This window comes from Shewanella sp. GD03713 (genome assembly GCF_029843705.1).
Classification (GTDB): domain Bacteria; phylum Pseudomonadota; class Gammaproteobacteria; order Enterobacterales; family Shewanellaceae; genus Shewanella.
The window spans coordinates 3,881,862-3,898,038 of record NZ_JAOCIW010000001.1 but is presented as its reverse complement, the minus strand read 5'-3'; the positions used below and the strand labels follow the sequence as shown (position 1 = coordinate 3,898,038).

Annotated in this window: 12 protein-coding genes and 5 pseudogenes; 12 read left to right on the top strand and 5 right to left on the bottom strand. The window is 48.1% G+C overall.

Annotation, left to right across the window (positions count from 1 at the left end; translation table 11 throughout):
* Positions 1-100 precede the first annotated feature (100 nt).
* Positions 101-640, bottom strand: coding sequence for an inosine/xanthosine triphosphatase (gene yjjX, locus N5E87_RS17105; protein ID WP_089067046.1), 540 nt, complete (start codon positions 638-640; stop codon positions 101-103).
* A gap of 255 nt (positions 641-895) precedes the next feature.
* On the opposite strand from yjjX, the gene N5E87_RS17100 reads away from it, so the two are divergent.
* Positions 896-3,463: an acylase gene (locus tag N5E87_RS17100; RefSeq protein ID WP_279775484.1), complete on the top strand. Its 2,568-nt coding sequence runs from the start codon at positions 896-898 to the stop codon at positions 3,461-3,463.
* Positions 3,464-3,906: 443 nt separating this feature from the next.
* Complete coding sequence (locus tag N5E87_RS17095; protein ID WP_086903754.1) at positions 3,907-5,199, top strand: serine/threonine transporter; 1,293 nt, start codon at positions 3,907-3,909, stop codon at positions 5,197-5,199.
* A 59-nt stretch (positions 5,200-5,258) separates the two neighbouring features.
* Here the strand turns inward: N5E87_RS17095 and N5E87_RS17090 are convergent, their stop codons facing one another.
* Entirely contained in the window at positions 5,259-5,702 is a 444-nt protein-coding gene (locus tag N5E87_RS17090) for a GNAT family N-acetyltransferase (protein ID WP_279775483.1), read from the bottom strand.
* A gap of 220 nt (positions 5,703-5,922) precedes the next feature.
* Between N5E87_RS17090 and N5E87_RS17085 the strand changes: the two genes are divergently transcribed.
* The 4 genes and pseudogenes from N5E87_RS17085 to N5E87_RS17070 form a co-directional block, all read left to right on the top strand.
* Entirely contained in the window at positions 5,923-6,219 is a 297-nt protein-coding gene (locus tag N5E87_RS17085; protein ID WP_279775482.1) for a hypothetical protein, read from the top strand.
* A 161-nt stretch (positions 6,220-6,380) separates the two neighbouring features.
* Positions 6,381-7,304 (top strand): annotated as a pseudogene (locus N5E87_RS17080) (dicarboxylate/amino acid:cation symporter); the annotation flags it as partial.
* Positions 7,305-7,378: 74 nt separating this feature from the next.
* Positions 7,379-8,934 (top strand): IS3-like element ISSpu6 family transposase gene (locus N5E87_RS17075; RefSeq protein WP_086937296.1). Its coding sequence is split into 2 segments (ribosomal slippage): positions 7,379-7,841 and positions 7,841-8,934, totalling 1,557 coding nucleotides; the frame shifts between segments, so codons are not numbered across the junction.
* A 40-nt stretch (positions 8,935-8,974) separates the two neighbouring features.
* Positions 8,975-9,831: pseudogene (locus N5E87_RS17070) on the top strand (IS3-like element ISSpu6 family transposase); the annotation flags it as partial.
* A 38-nt stretch (positions 9,832-9,869) separates the two neighbouring features.
* On the opposite strand, the pseudogene N5E87_RS17065 reads toward N5E87_RS17070, so the two are convergent.
* Positions 9,870-10,457 (bottom strand): annotated as a pseudogene (locus tag N5E87_RS17065) (integrase core domain-containing protein); the annotation flags it as partial.
* On the opposite strand from N5E87_RS17065, the pseudogene N5E87_RS17060 reads away from it, so the two are divergent.
* Positions 10,456-10,737 (top strand): annotated as a pseudogene (locus tag N5E87_RS17060) (IS3 family transposase); the annotation flags it as partial. The pseudogenes N5E87_RS17065 and N5E87_RS17060 sit on opposite strands and share 2 nt — an antisense overlap.
* A gap of 35 nt (positions 10,738-10,772) precedes the next feature.
* Positions 10,773-11,180 (top strand): annotated as a pseudogene (locus N5E87_RS17055) (cation:dicarboxylase symporter family transporter); the annotation flags it as partial.
* Positions 11,181-11,235: 55 nt separating this feature from the next.
* Here N5E87_RS17055 and N5E87_RS17050 read toward each other — a convergent pair.
* Positions 11,236-11,652: an META domain-containing protein gene (locus N5E87_RS17050; protein ID WP_011718162.1), complete on the bottom strand. Its 417-nt coding sequence runs from the start codon at positions 11,650-11,652 to the stop codon at positions 11,236-11,238.
* Positions 11,653-11,722: 70 nt separating this feature from the next.
* On the opposite strand from N5E87_RS17050, the gene N5E87_RS17045 reads away from it, so the two are divergent.
* Positions 11,723-11,956: a hypothetical protein gene (locus N5E87_RS17045; RefSeq protein WP_086903750.1), complete on the top strand. Its 234-nt coding sequence runs from the start codon at positions 11,723-11,725 to the stop codon at positions 11,954-11,956.
* A gap of 13 nt (positions 11,957-11,969) precedes the next feature.
* Here N5E87_RS17045 and N5E87_RS17040 read toward each other — a convergent pair whose 3' ends face one another.
* Positions 11,970-12,983, bottom strand: coding sequence for a GGDEF domain-containing protein (locus N5E87_RS17040; RefSeq protein ID WP_279775481.1), 1,014 nt, complete (start codon positions 12,981-12,983; stop codon positions 11,970-11,972).
* Positions 12,984-13,156: 173 nt separating this feature from the next.
* Here N5E87_RS17040 and N5E87_RS17035 point away from each other — a divergent pair, with 173 nt between their 5' ends.
* The 3 genes from N5E87_RS17035 (at position 13,157) to N5E87_RS17025 (ending at position 16,172) form a co-directional block, all read left to right on the top strand.
* Positions 13,157-13,705 (top strand): GNAT family N-acetyltransferase, encoded by a 549-nt coding sequence (locus N5E87_RS17035; protein WP_279775480.1) that lies wholly within the window; start codon positions 13,157-13,159, stop codon positions 13,703-13,705.
* A 117-nt stretch (positions 13,706-13,822) separates the two neighbouring features.
* On the top strand, positions 13,823-15,838 hold the full coding sequence (locus N5E87_RS17030) for an EAL domain-containing protein (protein WP_279775479.1): 2,016 nt from the start codon (positions 13,823-13,825) through the stop codon (positions 15,836-15,838).
* Positions 15,831-16,172, top strand: a complete 342-nt coding sequence (locus N5E87_RS17025) for a hypothetical protein (RefSeq protein WP_279775478.1) — start codon at positions 15,831-15,833, stop codon at positions 16,170-16,172. The genes N5E87_RS17030 and N5E87_RS17025 overlap by 8 nt, the downstream gene beginning before the upstream one ends.
* The last annotated feature ends 5 nt before the right edge of the window (positions 16,173-16,177 follow it).

The following is a 16,177-nucleotide window of genomic DNA, read 5'->3' as shown; positions in this document are numbered from 1 at the left end:
CTAGTGTGGGCTGGCAGTGGCTCAGTTCGAATCATTTAGTTGCAAGTTACAACGAAATTAGCGGGCTTTGCTCGGCTTTGCAATATTTCATTAACAAAATTTAAGGGTACAACTCAGGATTTAAAAACGGCGCCATGGCGAGGATGATCGCTTGGGTGTAATTGCTCTCACGGGTGGCGTGACCGTGGGTGAGTTGGCCTATCGCGCCGCCTTTTTGTTTGATGTTAACCGTATTAAACAGTCTATCCATCACATGACCCAATTCTTCACCCGCCTCGAGTGCCTGATAAACCTGCATAGGTAGCGGCAACAAGGCGCCACGGCCAATGCTTAAACGGACTTGGTGGGCAATCGCAATATAGGCGAAGGTCGCAGGACCAAACTCGAAACAATCGACGCCGCCTTCCATCGCAAAGTAATAATCCGCTTCCACTTGTTGCTGGCAATAGTGGACACGGTTGATAGCCCCTTGGCGGGTGTCGCTATCTGTCATGGGCTGCGCGGGGACGCCCGAGGGCGCATCCATACCTTGAGTTTGGATCTCATATTCAGGGAAGAGCAGCGCCATGGCATTGGCCGCTGCGTTTATTTTGACGGGGTTTTTCGAACCGACGATTACTTTGATAATGTTTTGTTGCATATAAGTTATTTATTTTGATTTTTAATGTGGACGCTCGTTTGAATCATTGCTTAAATGGTCGGAGGTGTCTCGCCTCTGGGTTTTCTATTTTGCCATATTCATCGCCTTGGCTCAGTAAAAAGCGAATGTATGGGGAGCAAATAGCCAGAGTCGTGCATCAGGAAGCGACATACGACTATTGCTCCTTCAGTCAATTAGCTGATTTAAGCAGTAAAGCTATGTCATTGAAGGAACTAAAATTAAGAGATAATAATAATGAAATTCAACAAACTCATGATCGCGATGGGGATGGCCTGCGGCGTTATGCTCACAGGCTGTAACGACAGCGAAGATAGCACTCCACCTACCGAACCTGAAACTCAGCTACAAACCTTTGCCCCCAACGGCTTACTCAAAGCCAATATTCGTCGAACTACCTACGGTGTGCCCCATATCAAAGCCGATAACTTAGAAAGCTTAGGTTTTGGTAGCGGTTACGCGCAGGCTCAGGACAACCTCTGCGTGCTCGCCGATGGTTTTATTAAGGCCAACTCCCAACGCTCTATGTACTTTGGCCCCCATGCGTCGATTGATTTCACCACAGGGCAGCCCACCTCAGAAGACAATGGCAACTTAATCTCCGACTTTGCCTATAAAGCCTTAAAAATTCGTGAGCAAGCCGAGGCCAAATGGCCGCAGTTTAGCGAGCGCTCCCGTGCATTAATCCAAGGTTTTACCGCGGGTTATAACCAATACCTTGCCGATGTTGAGGCGGGCAAACAAACCGCCGAACCTTTCTGTGGCGGTCAGCCGTGGGTAAAGCCCATAGTGCCAGAGGATGTGGTCACTTATCTGTTTTCCATCGCACTATTACCCGGCGCGGCTAACTTCCTCGATTTGATTTTCTACGCCAACCCAGGGGATGGGCAGGAGTACATGCCACGCATCGTCGGACCTGCACCAAGCCAAGAACAAACAGCGTTTGTCAGCGATATGCAGTCTAAGTTGCTTGCCCGTGCGGCGCGCATTACCACACCCGAGACCAATCCACGGGATTTAGGCTCTAACGGTTGGGGTTTAGGTAAAGATAAGACCGAAAATGGTCGCGGCATGGTGCTTGGCAATCCGCATTTCCCACACACGGGCAACCTGCGCTTCTGGCAATCGCACATTACCATCCCTGGCCAATTGGATATGATGGGCGGCTCGCTGGTGGGCATGCCTGGCCCTATCAACATCGGGTTTAACAAAGACTTAGCTTGGACTCATACCTTCTCTACCGCTGAGCATTTTGTGATGTACAACCTCGAGTTGGTCTCGGGCGACAGATTGCAATACCTGTTTGATGGGCAGCCGATGCCGATCAATAAAGAGACTGTGTCTATCCTAGTGAACGCAGGCCCCGCTGGCATGTTAGTGGCTGAAAAGGATATTTACACCACCGCAAAAGGCCCTATGGTCGAGGCGCCACCTTCGCTCGCACCTTTTGGTTGGGACGATGGCAGTGCCTTTATGATCCAAGATGCCAACATGGCAACTATGGATCCGGTCGATCACTGGCTTGCCATGAACTTAGCGACCAATAAAGACGAATTCCAACAAGCCTTTAAAGACTACGATGGGGTGATTTTCAACAACACTATGTATGCCGATAAAGAGGGTAACGCCTTCTACATTGACGACTCGACCGTGCCCGGTCTATCCGAGGCGGCCGTGGTGGTGCTCAAGACTTCGCCCGATATTAAGGCGGCCAAGCAGCAGGCGGGCTTTACTATTCTGCCGGGGAATACCTCATTATTTAGCTTTAATGGCCCAACCCCTTATGAGCGTGCGCCTAAGCTTGAGCGCAGCGACTTTGTGCAAAACTCCAATGACTCCTTCTGGTCAACCAACTTAAACGAGCCACTGACGTACTTCTCGCCTATGTATGGTCCAGAAGCAGGGCAATTATCGCTGCGTACTCGTATGGGCTTAACCCTAATGCAGGATGCGGCGGGCAGCGATGGTAAGTTTAATCTGGAAGAGTTAGAAGCCGCGGTATTGTCGAATCGCAGTTATTTAGCTGAGTTGGTATTGCCGGATTTGATTGCCCAATGTGAGGCGCAGGGCAGTACGCCTGTGGTGGTATCTGCGAGTTTATCTAAGGATCTCACCTCGGCTTGTGCAGCGCTCAAAGCCTGGAACGGTAAGCAAGATAACGACAGTAAAGGCGGCGCTTTATTGCGTGAGTTTGCCCATCAGTTCAGCCAAAAAACCATGCTGACCAAGGGATTCGACCCCGCGAATGCGGCGACCACGCCTAACACGCTTACCACCGACGGTAGCGCATTAGTGGCGCTTGCCCATGCGGCCTTGAATCTTGAAGCCGCAGGTTTTGCCTTAGATGCACCGTTAGGTGATGTGCAGTTTGTCGAGAAGTCACTCCCCGATGGCACTGCCAGCGGCGCGCGTTTACCTTGGCCGGGCAGCCATAACGCGGAAGGTGGATTCAACGTATTTTCGACGAGCTTATCGGGAGATGACACTCTGATCCCGCAGCATAAGTACGCGCCTTTGATGGACGTTGTCACGGGTAAGGCGATGGCCTCAGGCATGACGGCCAAGGGTTACCAAGTGCGTTACGGCTCAAGCTGGATGATGGCGGTAAGCTTTACCGATGAAGGCCCTGTCGCGCGTGGCATACTCACCTATTCGGAGTCGAGCAATATACTGTCACCTTCCTTTACCGACCAAAGCAATCTGTATTCCAGCAGTAAGACTTTCCGTCCTTTACTGTTTAAGGAAGCCGATATTGCCCCTGCGGTGATTTCGACTACAGAGCTGACACTGCAAAAAGCCCAGTAATGGCTGAGTTGTCGTTAATCGATAGGCCCACTTAGGTGGGCCTTTTTTATGGGCTTTCTCTGGCGCAGCGCTCGTTGTTTCAAAATGTAAAAATTTAACAATTTGCACAGTGATCTCGATCAAGCTTTTATAGGGCTTAATTGAAGCTAGTCGCATTTAATGCATTTTTGCGACTTAATGCGGTTTTGTGGTTTTTATCGACAAACTGGCCGTGTCAACGCTTAGGTGCAGGGGTGAATTAACTGTTCGTTATTGGTGTTATTGTGTGATCTTTTTGCTGCACTATTGAAAATTTATTACGTAAATTCATGGATCTAGATCGCAAACCCAGTTTTATTTGAAATTTCATTACTTAAAATGGTGTTAGATCAACTTTTGCTTAAGCTTTTTCGCTATCCTTACGCCGAATTTTTTATGCGATATCACCGTAAGGTAATTTTAATATGCAAAAAGATGCGATCAGTGTTCTCGAAACACCTCAAAGCACGCAAGAAAGCACAACAAGACACTTACCATGGACGCGCCAAGACACCACTTGGATGCTAAGTTTATTCGGCACCGCTGTGGGGGCGGGCATTCTATTTCTTCCTATCAATGCGGGCATGGGCGGTTTTTGGCCCTTAGTCTTGATGGCCATCATCATCGGCCCAATGACCTATCTAGCCCACCGCGGCCTGTCACGCTTCGTATGTTCATCGAGTATTCCCGGCAGTGACATTACCCAAGTCGTTGAAGAACACTTTGGGATTGGCGCGGGCAAGGCGATTACGCTGCTGTATTTCTTAGCGATTTATCCCATTGTGTTGATCTACGGTGTGGGGATCACTAACACTGTCGACAGCTTTATCGTCAACCAGTTGGGCATGGCCTCACCACCACGTTTCCTGCTGTCAGGCGTGTTGATTTTCGGCATGATGGCCGTGATGGTTGCTGGTGAGCAATTTATGCTGAAGGTGACTCAGCTGCTGGTCTATCCGCTGGTGGGCATTTTGGCCTTTATGTCCATCTATCTGATCCCTGAATGGAAAATGGATGCACTGCAAGTCGTGCCAGACACCGGCGCCTTTTTAGGCACTGTATGGCTAACCATTCCTGTATTGGTGTTTGCCTTCAACCATTCTCCGGCGATTTCGCAATTTTCGGTTTCCCTTAAGCGTGACCATGGGGCGAATGCGGCCCGTAAGGCCGATGTGATCCTGCGTAATACCTCGATGATGTTAGTTGGCTTTGTGATGTTATTCGTGTTCTCCTGCGTCTTGTCGCTGTCGCCAGAACAGTTGGCCGAAGCGAAGGCGAAGAACCTGCCGATTTTATCTTACCTTGCGAACGTGCATGACAGTGGTTTTGTCAGCTATTTCGGGCCTTTCATCGCATTTGTGGCGATTGTGTCTTCTTTCTTTGGCCATTACATGGGCGCGACTGAGGGCATGAAGGGTATTATCGTTAAGCAGCTGCGCTCAAGTAACAAACAAATCAGTGAGAACAAGCTGAACAAGTTTATCTTAGTGTTTATGTTTGCCACGATTTGGGCCGTTGCGATTAAAAACCCAAGTATTTTGGGGATGATTGAGGCGCTGGGCGGCCCGATTATTGCGGCAATTTTGTACTTAATGCCAATGTATGCAGTGTACAAAGTACCGGCGCTGAAGGCTTACCGTAACCGCATCAGCAACGTGTTTGTGATTATTGCGGGCCTACTGGCGATGACCGCTATTCTGTTTGGTTTGTTAAGCTAAGCTTGGAATTAAAAGCGGTTTGAAACGAAAGGATCGGGTGATGCCCGATCCTTTTTTTATTACTTCTCTTCGTACATCAGATAGTAACTTTGCTTCATCCCTAGCGCTTGGTAGGTTTGTTGAGCGGCGGTATTTTCCTGCTCCACATAGAGACGGAAACTCGCGGCGCCACCATTGGCCTTGGCCAATTGTTTCACCTCAGCATAGAGCTTGCCATAAATCCCCTGACGGCGATTTTGCGGACGAATATAAACGCTTTGGATCCAGTAATAATCTTTGGCGCGCCAGTCGCTCCACTCGAAGGTCACCATCAGCGAACCGACAATGTCGCCATCAATCTCGGCTACCAGATAAAAGCCTTTCTCAGGGTGATTCAGTAGGGTATTGACGCCTTTAATCAGGGTCGTTTCGTCTAGGGCGAGGCCTTCGGTCTCCTGCGCCATTGCCAGATTAAATTGAACTAGGGCGGTGAGATCTTGCACTTTGGCTTTACGGATCAACATATAACAATTCCTCGGCGGTTAGTACCTCTACCGCTCTTGTGTATGGGGATGACGCTTAAGCATCGGCTTTTATTCGGCGGCACACTTTAGCACGGAACCGTTTAGAAGAACGAGTGAACAGCGTTTCAAATCCTGCGTTAATCATGGCTAATTTTTGTACGACTAAAGTCTAATCTGCTAGGCTTGAATAAGGTTTTCACCCTAAGGGAGTGGTGCGATTATGGCATTCGTAAAATCAACTCGTCGCTTTAAGCCCAAATTTTTACAAGCCTATGAAGTACAAAAAGATCTTAAGATTAATCATGGGATGCACTTTGTACTTACCTTAATCACTTTTGGGTTATGGGGGCTGGTTTGGTGGTATTTGATCCTCAAATCGCAGGGGGATAATCAGTCACTCTTCAGCGGTTTTGACGATGACTATTGGAGCTACCTTATCGAGTGCGAGCAGCCGCCCGCATCCCTTTATCGCCAACGTTTTGCCGCCTCAGTCAATTCGGTGCAATTTGAGGCCTAGGCTTTGCCTTCGCTGGATTTTGCAGCGGTTGGCATCAACGTGATATAGATCATCCTTAGAATTTTATCCCTTATGTTAGACTCGGCGGCTGGCTAAGTTAAGTTAGTCCCGCCAAGGATAAGGCTCAGCCCTATCATCATTTCAAACTCAAGGTTATAAACATGTCAAAACAAAGGTCATCAGCCCTAGGCCGGATCTGGTCTTCCTGGATGTCAGTGCCCCTGTGGCTGCAAATTTTCGTTGGTATGGTGTTAGGGATTGCGGTGGGCGTCAGCTTAGGTGAGCAGGCTTCTTACCTGAAACCTATTGGCACCCTGTTTGTGAATACCATCAAGATGCTGATCGTGCCTTTAGTGTTTTGTTCATTGATTGTCGGTGTGACCTCGATGGAAGACACCGCCAAAATGGGCCGAATTGGGTTTAAATCCTTTGCGTTTTACCTGTGCACCACCGCGATTGCGATCAGCCTAGGTTTAGCCGTGGGCTATGTGGTGCAACCCGGTGCAGGCGTGCCTTTACTGCAACACGAAGCGGTGCAAACGGCGAAAGAAGTGCCTTCGGTGATGCAAACCCTGATTGATATAGTCCCCACTAACCCCGTCGCCGCCTTGGCGAGTGGCCAAATCCTGCAAGTCATTGTATTCGCTGTGGCGCTTGGGATTGCCTTGGTCTTGATTGGCGACCATGGTAAGCCTGCGATCAAGGTATTTGAAAGCCTTGCCGAGGCCATGTACAAACTCACCGACATGGTGATGAAGCTTGCTCCTTATGGGGTATTTGGTCTGATGGCATGGGTCGCGGGCGAGTATGGCATCGATATGCTGTGGCCGCTGATTAAAGTGATTATTGCCGTATATATTGGCTGTATTATCCACGTGTTAGGCTTCTACAGCATAGTGCTGCGCCTATTTGCCAAGCTAAATCCACTGCATTTTTTCAAGGGGATCAGCAATGCGATGGCGGTGGCATTTACCACTTCGAGTTCGGCGGGTACCTTACCCGCAAGCATGAAATGTGCGAGCGAATATCTCGGGGTAAATAAGAAGATCTCTAGCTTTGTGCTGCCCTTAGGGACCACCATCAACCCCCTGTGTCAGGATTGTTGTCACCCCTAAATAATCATTATGTTTAAAGACAGGGTGCGGCAAAAGAGAACGATATGGCTCGGTATTCACCAGAACGTAAAGAAGCGATCCTTAAAAAATTATTACCTCCTCACAACTTAACGGTCGCAGAGGTCGCTCGGGAAGAAGGCATCGCGGTGCAAACCTTGTATCATTGGCGAGATATTGCCAGAAAAGAAGGTCGCCCCGTGCCAGGTAAAACATTAACAGCCGATGATTGGTCGGCTGAAGCAAAACTTGCCGTGATTATTGAAACAGCGCCGCTGTCGGAAGCGGAGATAAACCAGTATTGCCGTGAAAAGGGCTTGTTCCGCGAGCAAGTACAGCAGTGGAAACAGGATTGTTTAGCTGGTTTTCAAACCTCAGAAGTACAAACTAAAACCATTAAACAGCAGGCTAAGGCTGACAAAGCCGAAATCAAATCGCTGCAACGGGAATTGCGCTATAAGGAGAAAGCGCTGGCTGAAGCTGCTGCGTTACTGGTGCTCAGAAAAAAGCTCAATGCGCTCTGGGGGGACGACAGCGAGGAGAGCTAACCCCCTTGCCTGAGCGCATAGCATTGATTGCCTTAATCCAAGAGGCCTATACCAATGGTGCTCGCCTTTATAAGGCTTGTGCTGAAACGGGCCTCAGTAAGCGTACCTATCGACGTTGGTATCGAGAAGGTCAAGTGCAAGCTGATTTAAGGCCAACAGCAGCTCGACCAGAGCCAGCAAATAAACTCGAAGAACATGAGCGACAACAGATATTAAGTGTGTGCAATCAAGCGGAGTACGCCAGCTTACCCCCGTCGCAAATTGTGCCAACATTATTAGATAACGGGATTTATATCGCCTCGGAATCCAGCTTCTACAGAGTGTTAAATGCTCATGGTCAACTTAACCATCGTGGCCGCACTCAGGCTGCGGTCAATCGAAGCAAACCGTTGAGTTATCGGGCAGATGGGCCGAATCAAGTGTGGTCATGGGACATCACTTATTTAGCCTCAATCGTCAAAGGCCAGTTCTACTATTTGTACCTGTTTGAAGATATTTACAGTAGAAAAATAGTGGGTTACGAAGTTCATGAGCAAGAAAGTGGGGAATATGCCGCTGCGCTAATCCAACGCTGTCTGTTACGCGAGCAATGCTTTAACACGCCATTAGTGCTGCATTCTGATAATGGGGCGCCGATGAAGTCACTGACCATGAAAGCCAAGCTGGAAGAGCTTGGTATTACGGCATCATTAAGTCGGCCGCGGGTGAGTAATGACAACCCCTTTTCAGAGTCGTTATTTAAAACGTTGAAATACCGCCCACAGTGGCCGGCATCAGGTTTTAGCTGCTTAGCAACAGCAAGAGAATGGGTGGAAAAGTTTGTAACCTGGTACAACGATGAGCATAAACACAGCCAGCTAAATTTTGTCTCACCAGGGCAACGTCATGCACTGCAAGATGGCGCTATTTTAGCGAAGCGCAAGAAAGTGCTTGAGGCGGCGAAGGAAAGAAAACCGATGCGTTGGTCTACAGAGATCAGAAATTGTGAAGCGGTTGGCGCTGTAACACTCAACCCAGATAAGGCACCAGAAGAAGGCGTAATAAATGCAGCTTAATATTTAAACAAAGAGTGACAACTATCTTGAAAAACACCGGCTGGCTGAAGCTGCTGCGTTACTGGTGCTCAGAAAAAAGCTCAATGCGCTCTGGGGGGACGACAGCGAGGAGAGCTAACCCCCTTGCCTGAGCGCATAGCATTGATTGCCTTAATCCAAGAGGCCTATACCAATGGTGCTCGCCTTTATAAGGCTTGTGCTGAAACGGGCCTCAGTAAGCGTACCTATCGACGTTGGTATCGAGAAGGTCAAGTGCAAGCTGATTTAAGGCCAACAGCAGCTCGACCAGAGCCAGCAAATAAACTCGAAGAACATGAGCGACAACAGATATTAAGTGTGTGCAATCAAGCGGAGTACGCCAGCTTACCCCCGTCGCAAATTGTGCCAACATTATTAGATAACGGGATTTATATCGCCTCGGAATCCAGCTTCTACAGAGTGTTAAATGCTCATGGTCAACTTAACCATCGTGGCCGCACTCAGGCTGCGGTCAATCGAAGCAAACCGTTGAGTTATCGGGCAGATGGGCCGAATCAAGTGTGGTCATGGGACATCACTTATTTAGCCTCAATCGTCAAAGGCCAGTTCTACTATTTGTACCTGTTTGAAGATATTTACAGTAGAAAAATAGTGGGTTACGAAGTTCATGAGCAAGAAAGTGGGGAATATGCCGCTGCGCTAATCCAACGCTGTCTGTTACGCGAGCAATGCTTTAACACGCCATTAGTGCTGCATTCTGATAATGGGGCGCCGATGAAGTCACTGACCATGAAAGCCAAGCTGGAAGAGCTTGGTATTACGGCATCATTAAGTCGGCCGCGGGTGAGTAATGACAACCCCTTTTCAGAGTCGTTATTTAAAACGTTGAAATACCGCCCACAGTGGCCGGCATCAGGCGGTGTTTTTCAAGATAGTTGTCACTCTTTGTTTAAATATTAAGCTGCATTTATTACGCCTTCTTCTGGTGCCTTATCTGGGTTGAGTGTTACAGCGCCAACCGCTTCACAATTTCTGATCTCTGTAGACCAACGCATCGGTTTTCTTTCCTTCGCCGCCTCAAGCACTTTCTTGCGCTTCGCTAAAATAGCGCCATCTTGCAGTGCATGACGTTGCCCTGGTGAGACAAAATTTAGCTGGCTGTGTTTATGCTCATCGTTGTACCAGGTTACAAACTTTTCCACCCATTCTCTTGCTGTTGCTAAGCAGCTAAAACCTGATGCCGGCCACTGTGGGCGGTATTTCAACGTTTTAAATAACGACTCTGAAAAGGGGTTGTCATTACTCACCCGCGGCCGACTTAATGATGCCGTAATACCAAGCTCTTCCAGCTTGGCTTTCATGGTCAGTGACTTCATCGGCGCCCCATTATCAGAATGCAGCACTAATGGCGTGTTAAAGCATTGCTCGCGTAACAGACAGCGTTGGATTAGCGCAGCGGCATATTCCCCACTTTCTTGCTCATGAACTTCGTAACCCACTATTTTTCTACTGTAAATATCTTCAAACAGGTACAAATAGTAGAACGGTTTTAGCTGCTTAGCAACAGCAAGAGAATGGGTGGAAAAGTTTGTAACCTGGTACAACGATGAGCATAAACACAGCCAGCTAAATTTTGTCTCACCAGGGCAACGTCATGCACTGCAAGATGGCGCTATTTTAGCGAAGCGCAAGAAAGTGCTTGAGGCGGCGAAGGAAAGAAAACCGATGCGTTGGTCTACAGAGATCAGAAATTGTGAAGCGGTTGGCGCTGTAACACTCAACCCAGATAAGGCACCAGAAGAAGGCGTAATAAATGCAGCTTAATATTTAAACAAAGAGTGACAACTATCTTGAAAAACACCGTCAATATGGATGGTACGGCTTTATACCAAGGCGTGACCGCGCTGTTTGTGGCGCAGGCCTTTGGTATCGATTTAACTTGGGTCGACTATCTGACGATTATTTTAACCGCGACCTTAGCCTCAATCGGCACCGCGGGTGTGCCGGGTGCAGGCCTAGTGATGTTGACCTTAGTGCTCTCGACCGTGGGCTTACCCTTAGAAGGCGTGGCCTTGATTGCGGGGATTGACCGTATTCTCGATATGGCGCGCACCGTGGTAAACGTCTCTGGCGATTTAGTGGCGACGACTGTGATTGCTAAGTCGGAAGATGAGCTCGATGTTGAGCATTACAATGCCGACATGGTGCAGAGCGCTATGATTGCCGAACAAAATGCCGCGAGTGAAAACGCCGCGACAAAAAGCTAATTCATCGAATAATAAAAAACCGCCAACTAGGCGGTTTTTTATTATCGAAGCGAGCTTATTTAAGCTGGCTTAAGACAAGGACGGGCTTATCGTCGCTGCTAAGCAGAGTTAAACGACCTTGCACTAACTTGGCCTTAGCGACCAACGGCAGGGCTTGCATCACTTTATGCTCCTGCTGCATCAGCGCATCGACGCAGGCCTTCATCGTGCTCCCGCCAGGAATGATTTTTAGCGCCTGTCCCTGCTGGCTATATTGGCCAAAGAAGTTGTTGCAGCTGTTATTGCCAGAGAGTTTACCTTCATCAGCGAAGGTGATTTGCGCAGGGCTGTAATCCACTGTGGGTTGCCCTTGAACGGCTTCAATATGCCAGCTTCCCTGTAATGGCACTGTGTCCTGATTGGCAACGTCAGTGCTCTGACATGCGGTTAAACCAAAAAGTAATGCGCTTAATAGAAATGTTTGTTTTAACATTGTCTCAGTTCCTTTTTCCGTATTCATGGCCATAGTGTACAAGTTTAGCGGGAGATAAAAAGAGGTTTATATGACAGATACCATTAAAAGCACTATGAATTTATTGAAGTTTTTACATTGGTTGGGTGTTTTGATGTTAGTTTGTGGACTTGGGATCTATATGTTGACCCAATGGAGTCTAGAAATCAGCGGTATGTTACTGATCTCAAGCCTCATTGGTTTAGGACTCGTATTGATGTCACCCTATCCCGTGGTGCTGTTTATCCAATGGGCGAAGCGTCAGGATGAGCTTCCTAAAGATTAATCCCGCGTAAAAGCTAGAGCTCGGCCGAGTCGGCGGCGGGATTATCATACTGCTCGGCATCGAATTTGGGCGCTTGATTTGCTTGGCTTGCTTCAGGCTCTGGCTGCATGGATTTGAGTTTGCTGCGCGCGTCCTCCATCATGGGCGCTAACTTGGCCGTCGATTCGGGGGTAAAAAAGCTGTAACTGGCATCGAGCTTGAGATGGTGATTTTGCTGCTCTAATTGTTTTTCGACCCGCTTCATAATGTGCAATATATCGCGCTCACTATCGACAAAGGCTAACACCACAAACTGGGTTGCGCTGAAATGGGCGGCCACATCGGCGATGCGAATGGTATCTTGGACTAAATTGCCCAGCAGCCTGTGGTGTTTCTCTTCTAAGCTGTTTTCTGGCGTGTTTGCCTCAATCAACTCGAAAAAAAGAATTCCCGCATGGGCGCCAAAACGGCGGCCGAGATTGAGCTGTCTTGGCGCCATCATCATAAAGCCATAATGGTTGAGCATGCCGGTTTCTTGATCGCGCATCGACAGCGATTCGATTCGATGGTTTTGACATAGCAGAGACAATTCCTGCTGCAGCAGAATTTGGAAGGGCTCCAGCATGGCGCTGTTGCTCGCGGGCTCGACCATATGGGGATTTAACACGCACAGCGAGCCAAATTGGCTGCCGTCGGGCCAAGCGATAGGGCGGGAGAGAATGTGTTGAATACCATCAAAATCCCGTGGCAATTCATCGAGCATAAAACGGCCGAGATTAAGATAATCCCCTTCCGCAGGGCTATGTTTAAGTTGTTCAAACAGGGGGAAGTCACTCGCAAACAAAGTGCCTGAGGTAAACAGCGGGGTTTCGCTCACCGAACTGACTATCACTTCAAACCCAGACTGAGTCATTTGCAGCACAAACACGCTGGTGGCGCTGTAGTAGCTTTTAATCAACTCACATTGGTGCATCCAGCGACCGAGATTGACTTGCTGGTGATCGCTATCGAGTAGACTGACATTGGGGTTGATGGTTTCGGGCAACATGGTGGCGCCTAATGGGCAAAAAATATGCCTTAAGTTTGGAAAACAACAGGATAATTTGCAAATCAATGGGCTAAAAAAACACCATTTTTTGTGCATCTATTATTGGGATGATTGGTGACTCCTGTATACTGGCGCGCCGCCAACCAGATTGCTCACCAAATTGAGTGAAGATAATGACAGTGAATATACGTCCAGCTACGACGCAAGATATTGATTCCTTAGTTGTATTAGAAAGGACTTTCCTCAACGATGAATTGGCGTCTTCGGCGATGGGTTTGGAGGGGCAAGCATTCGGCCGTAATGAGCTGACCGAATTAGTCACTCGGCATTGGGTGGTAGTGGCCGAAGATAAAGGGCGAATTATCGGTTATGTGATTGCCGGGCGCTGGGCGTTTTTCACCACTTGGCCTATGTACCGTACACTCCTCAACCGCTTGACTAAGGCTGAGTGGGATGGCCCTAGATTAACGCAGCAGAACAGTTGTCAATATGGCCCGATTTGGATTGATCAACATTACCGAGGTCAGGGGATTTTTGCGGCCTTAGTGAAGGGGATTTATCAGCAAATTGCCCCTCATTTTGCCTATGCGGTGACCTTCATCGCGGAGGAAAACGAGCGTTCCTTTGCCGCCCACACCCAAAAGGCTGCAATGCAGGTGGCTGACTTTTTTACGGTTTCAGCAAGAGATTATTATTTGATGGTGGCGCGGACTCAAGCTTAATCGGCATGCAATATGAGGCTTGTTCTTGCCTGGAAACTCAGTATTTAACCCATATCGTTATGAGGAATACTGAGTATCGACTATGGTTAGTGCATACCAATCTATAAAAATAGCGCTATGAAGTTTGAGCTACGCCAATTTCTCGATAGAAGCTTTCTTATCTCGATACGTGAGTCCTTTATCGCGTTACTGCCTTTTATTTTAATTAATTCATTTCTCTCGCTGATTATTGCGTTACTCGACATCGGCATGCCGACTTGGCAGGGCTCTGTATTTCATCAGGGGATCAGTTTTTTTTCGGCACAACTTTTAAAGATTTTTCCGCTGCTGGCGTTGATTTCCCTGTCTTTCCATTTTGCTAAATATTTGCAGCTGTCGGCGATTGTGGTGTGTTCTTTGTCGCTGAGTCTCTTGCTCGCTATTAATGCCCAAGATACGGGGAATGTATTTAATCTCGATTATGTGCGCGCCATTTTAGCGGACCCACGCATTGCAGTTTTACCGATTATTTCGGCCTATTTATTACGATTTTTGACGGCGTGGGAAGGGCTAAAGTTTATTAAGGCTAAGGCGCTTAGCCGTTACTTAAAGCAACACTTAAACTTATTCTTCCCATTAGTGATTGGTTTTATTGGCCTGTTCGCCATTGTTGCTGAAGCCTCTATCTTTTTAGAATGGTTGTTTGCCCCATTCATCGATGCACTGCAGCAGGCGAGTCTTGGGGTGCAATTGTTTATGCGGATCCTAATCACTCATGTGCTTTGGTGTTTTGGGGTGCATGGCGATAATGCCTATCTGCTGTTGATCGGTGTCGATAATGGCTTAGTGGAATTGGTGCCGCACCTGACTGCGAGCCAGTTTATGGACTTGTTTATTCTCTATGGTGGCAGTGGTGCAACGCTATCCTTGATCATTGCCATCTTTATTGGTGCTAAAGACAGCGCCACTCGGCATATTGCTAAAATTGCCACGCCCTTTGCGATTTTTAACATCAATGAGATCCTGATTTACGGCCTCCCCATTATCTTTAACCCACGTTTATTAGTGCCGTTTATTCTGTCGCCACTGATTAATTTTATCCTAGCTTACAGTGCCATAAATGTTGGGATCTTAAGCTTTGAGGGGCACAGCTTTCCTTGGATCACGCCGCCACTGCTCAACGCTTACATTGCCAGCGGCCATATCAGCGCGGTGTTGTTCCAAGTGTTATTAATCGGACTTGGAGTATTGGTTTATCTTCCCTTTGTAAGGCGTTTCTCCTTGATGTCTGAGCACTATGAGTTTGATAGTGAGTTAATCAAACGCGTGCAGTTTCAAGCGGATATCGACCGCATGAGTGAGCAGCATTACTCACAGCAGCAGTCCGAATCACTAAAAGCTGAATTAAACCTCGAGAAGACCATTAAGGAAGTCTTGGCAGGGGAGTTACAGCTGCATTATCAGCCTAAAATTGCCCTCAGCAGTGACCATGTGGTGGGATTTGAGGCGCTTATTCGGTTGAAGGATGAACATGGCAACTTGAAGGGACCTTACTTTATTGATGCCTTTCAGCGTGCAGGTTATTCCCATATCATCGACCGCTTTGTGATTAATACGGTTGCAGAGGATCTGGCCCGCTGGGAATTAGAAGGCTTTTTCCCTAAAGTGAGCATCAATATCGACCCAAACAATATTACCGATCCCCAGTTGTTGGCGACGCTGCACGAAAGATTAGGCAGTGTTGCCAACCGAGTCGAAATTGAGATGTTAGAATCGGCCTTTATGTTGGATTTGAATCGCATCGATAGCAGCATGCGTCAGCTTAAGCAGCATGGCTTTACTTTCTTCTTAGATGACTTCGGTACGGGGTTTTCTAGCTTAAGTCTGCTGAGTCGGATCAATGTGGATGGTATTAAGCTCGACCGCAGTATTCTGGCCAATACCAGTGAGCCAAAAGGGCGGACCTTGTATCTGCAAATTTGTAAGCTTTGTAATAGCTTAGGTTTTAGTTTGATTGCCGAAGGGGTTGAAACCACCACAGAGGCAGAGTTTGTTAAAGCGGCGGGTGTGGGTTATGTGCAGGGCTGGTTATACGCCAAGGCGATGCCAGGCCCCGAGGCCAAAGCCTTCTGGTTGGAGAGAAATAGTGACTGATAACTTAGTCAGTACCCTGCTGACGACATACGCCAATGCGAACTTATCGGCTTGGGATAATTTGCGAGTCTTGCTATCCGAGTGTGCGTTGCAGCAATGTGAAGCCCGTGGATTTGAAGTCGATTGCGACAACAGTCGCCCCCATTATTGGCTGCAGATTGAAGATTGTTGGCTCGATTGTGGCAGAACCAATGCCTACAGCGCGGCTATCGTCCGTTTAACGCCTGAGGCCGTTAAGGGCGCAAGGATAATCAACGTGCAAGACTGTGCACTGTTATCCGCCGCGCAGATCAACCTCTTGTGTATGCAAAACGCCCACTTTGACCACTGTTAATCCGG

Excerpts from the sequence above, each read along its gene's own strand:
- yjjX (WP_089067046.1), bottom strand. The coding sequence starts at position 640 with ATGCAACAAAACATTATCAAAGTAATCGTCGGTTCGAAAAACCCCGTC.
- N5E87_RS17100 (WP_279775484.1), top strand. The coding sequence starts at position 896 with ATGAAATTCAACAAACTCATGATCGCGATGGGGATGGCCTGCGGCGTT.
- N5E87_RS17095 (WP_086903754.1), top strand. The coding sequence starts at position 3,907 with ATGCAAAAAGATGCGATCAGTGTTCTCGAAACACCTCAAAGCACGCAA.
- N5E87_RS17090 (WP_279775483.1), bottom strand. The coding sequence starts at position 5,702 with ATGTTGATCCGTAAAGCCAAAGTGCAAGATCTCACCGCCCTAGTTCAA.
- N5E87_RS17085 (WP_279775482.1), top strand. The coding sequence starts at position 5,923 with ATGGCATTCGTAAAATCAACTCGTCGCTTTAAGCCCAAATTTTTACAA.
- N5E87_RS17050 (WP_011718162.1), bottom strand. The coding sequence starts at position 11,652 with ATGTTAAAACAAACATTTCTATTAAGCGCATTACTTTTTGGTTTAACC.
- N5E87_RS17045 (WP_086903750.1), top strand. The coding sequence starts at position 11,723 with ATGACAGATACCATTAAAAGCACTATGAATTTATTGAAGTTTTTACAT.
- N5E87_RS17040 (WP_279775481.1), bottom strand. The coding sequence starts at position 12,983 with ATGTTGCCCGAAACCATCAACCCCAATGTCAGTCTACTCGATAGCGAT.
- N5E87_RS17035 (WP_279775480.1), top strand. The coding sequence starts at position 13,157 with ATGACAGTGAATATACGTCCAGCTACGACGCAAGATATTGATTCCTTA.
- N5E87_RS17030 (WP_279775479.1), top strand. The coding sequence starts at position 13,823 with ATGAAGTTTGAGCTACGCCAATTTCTCGATAGAAGCTTTCTTATCTCG.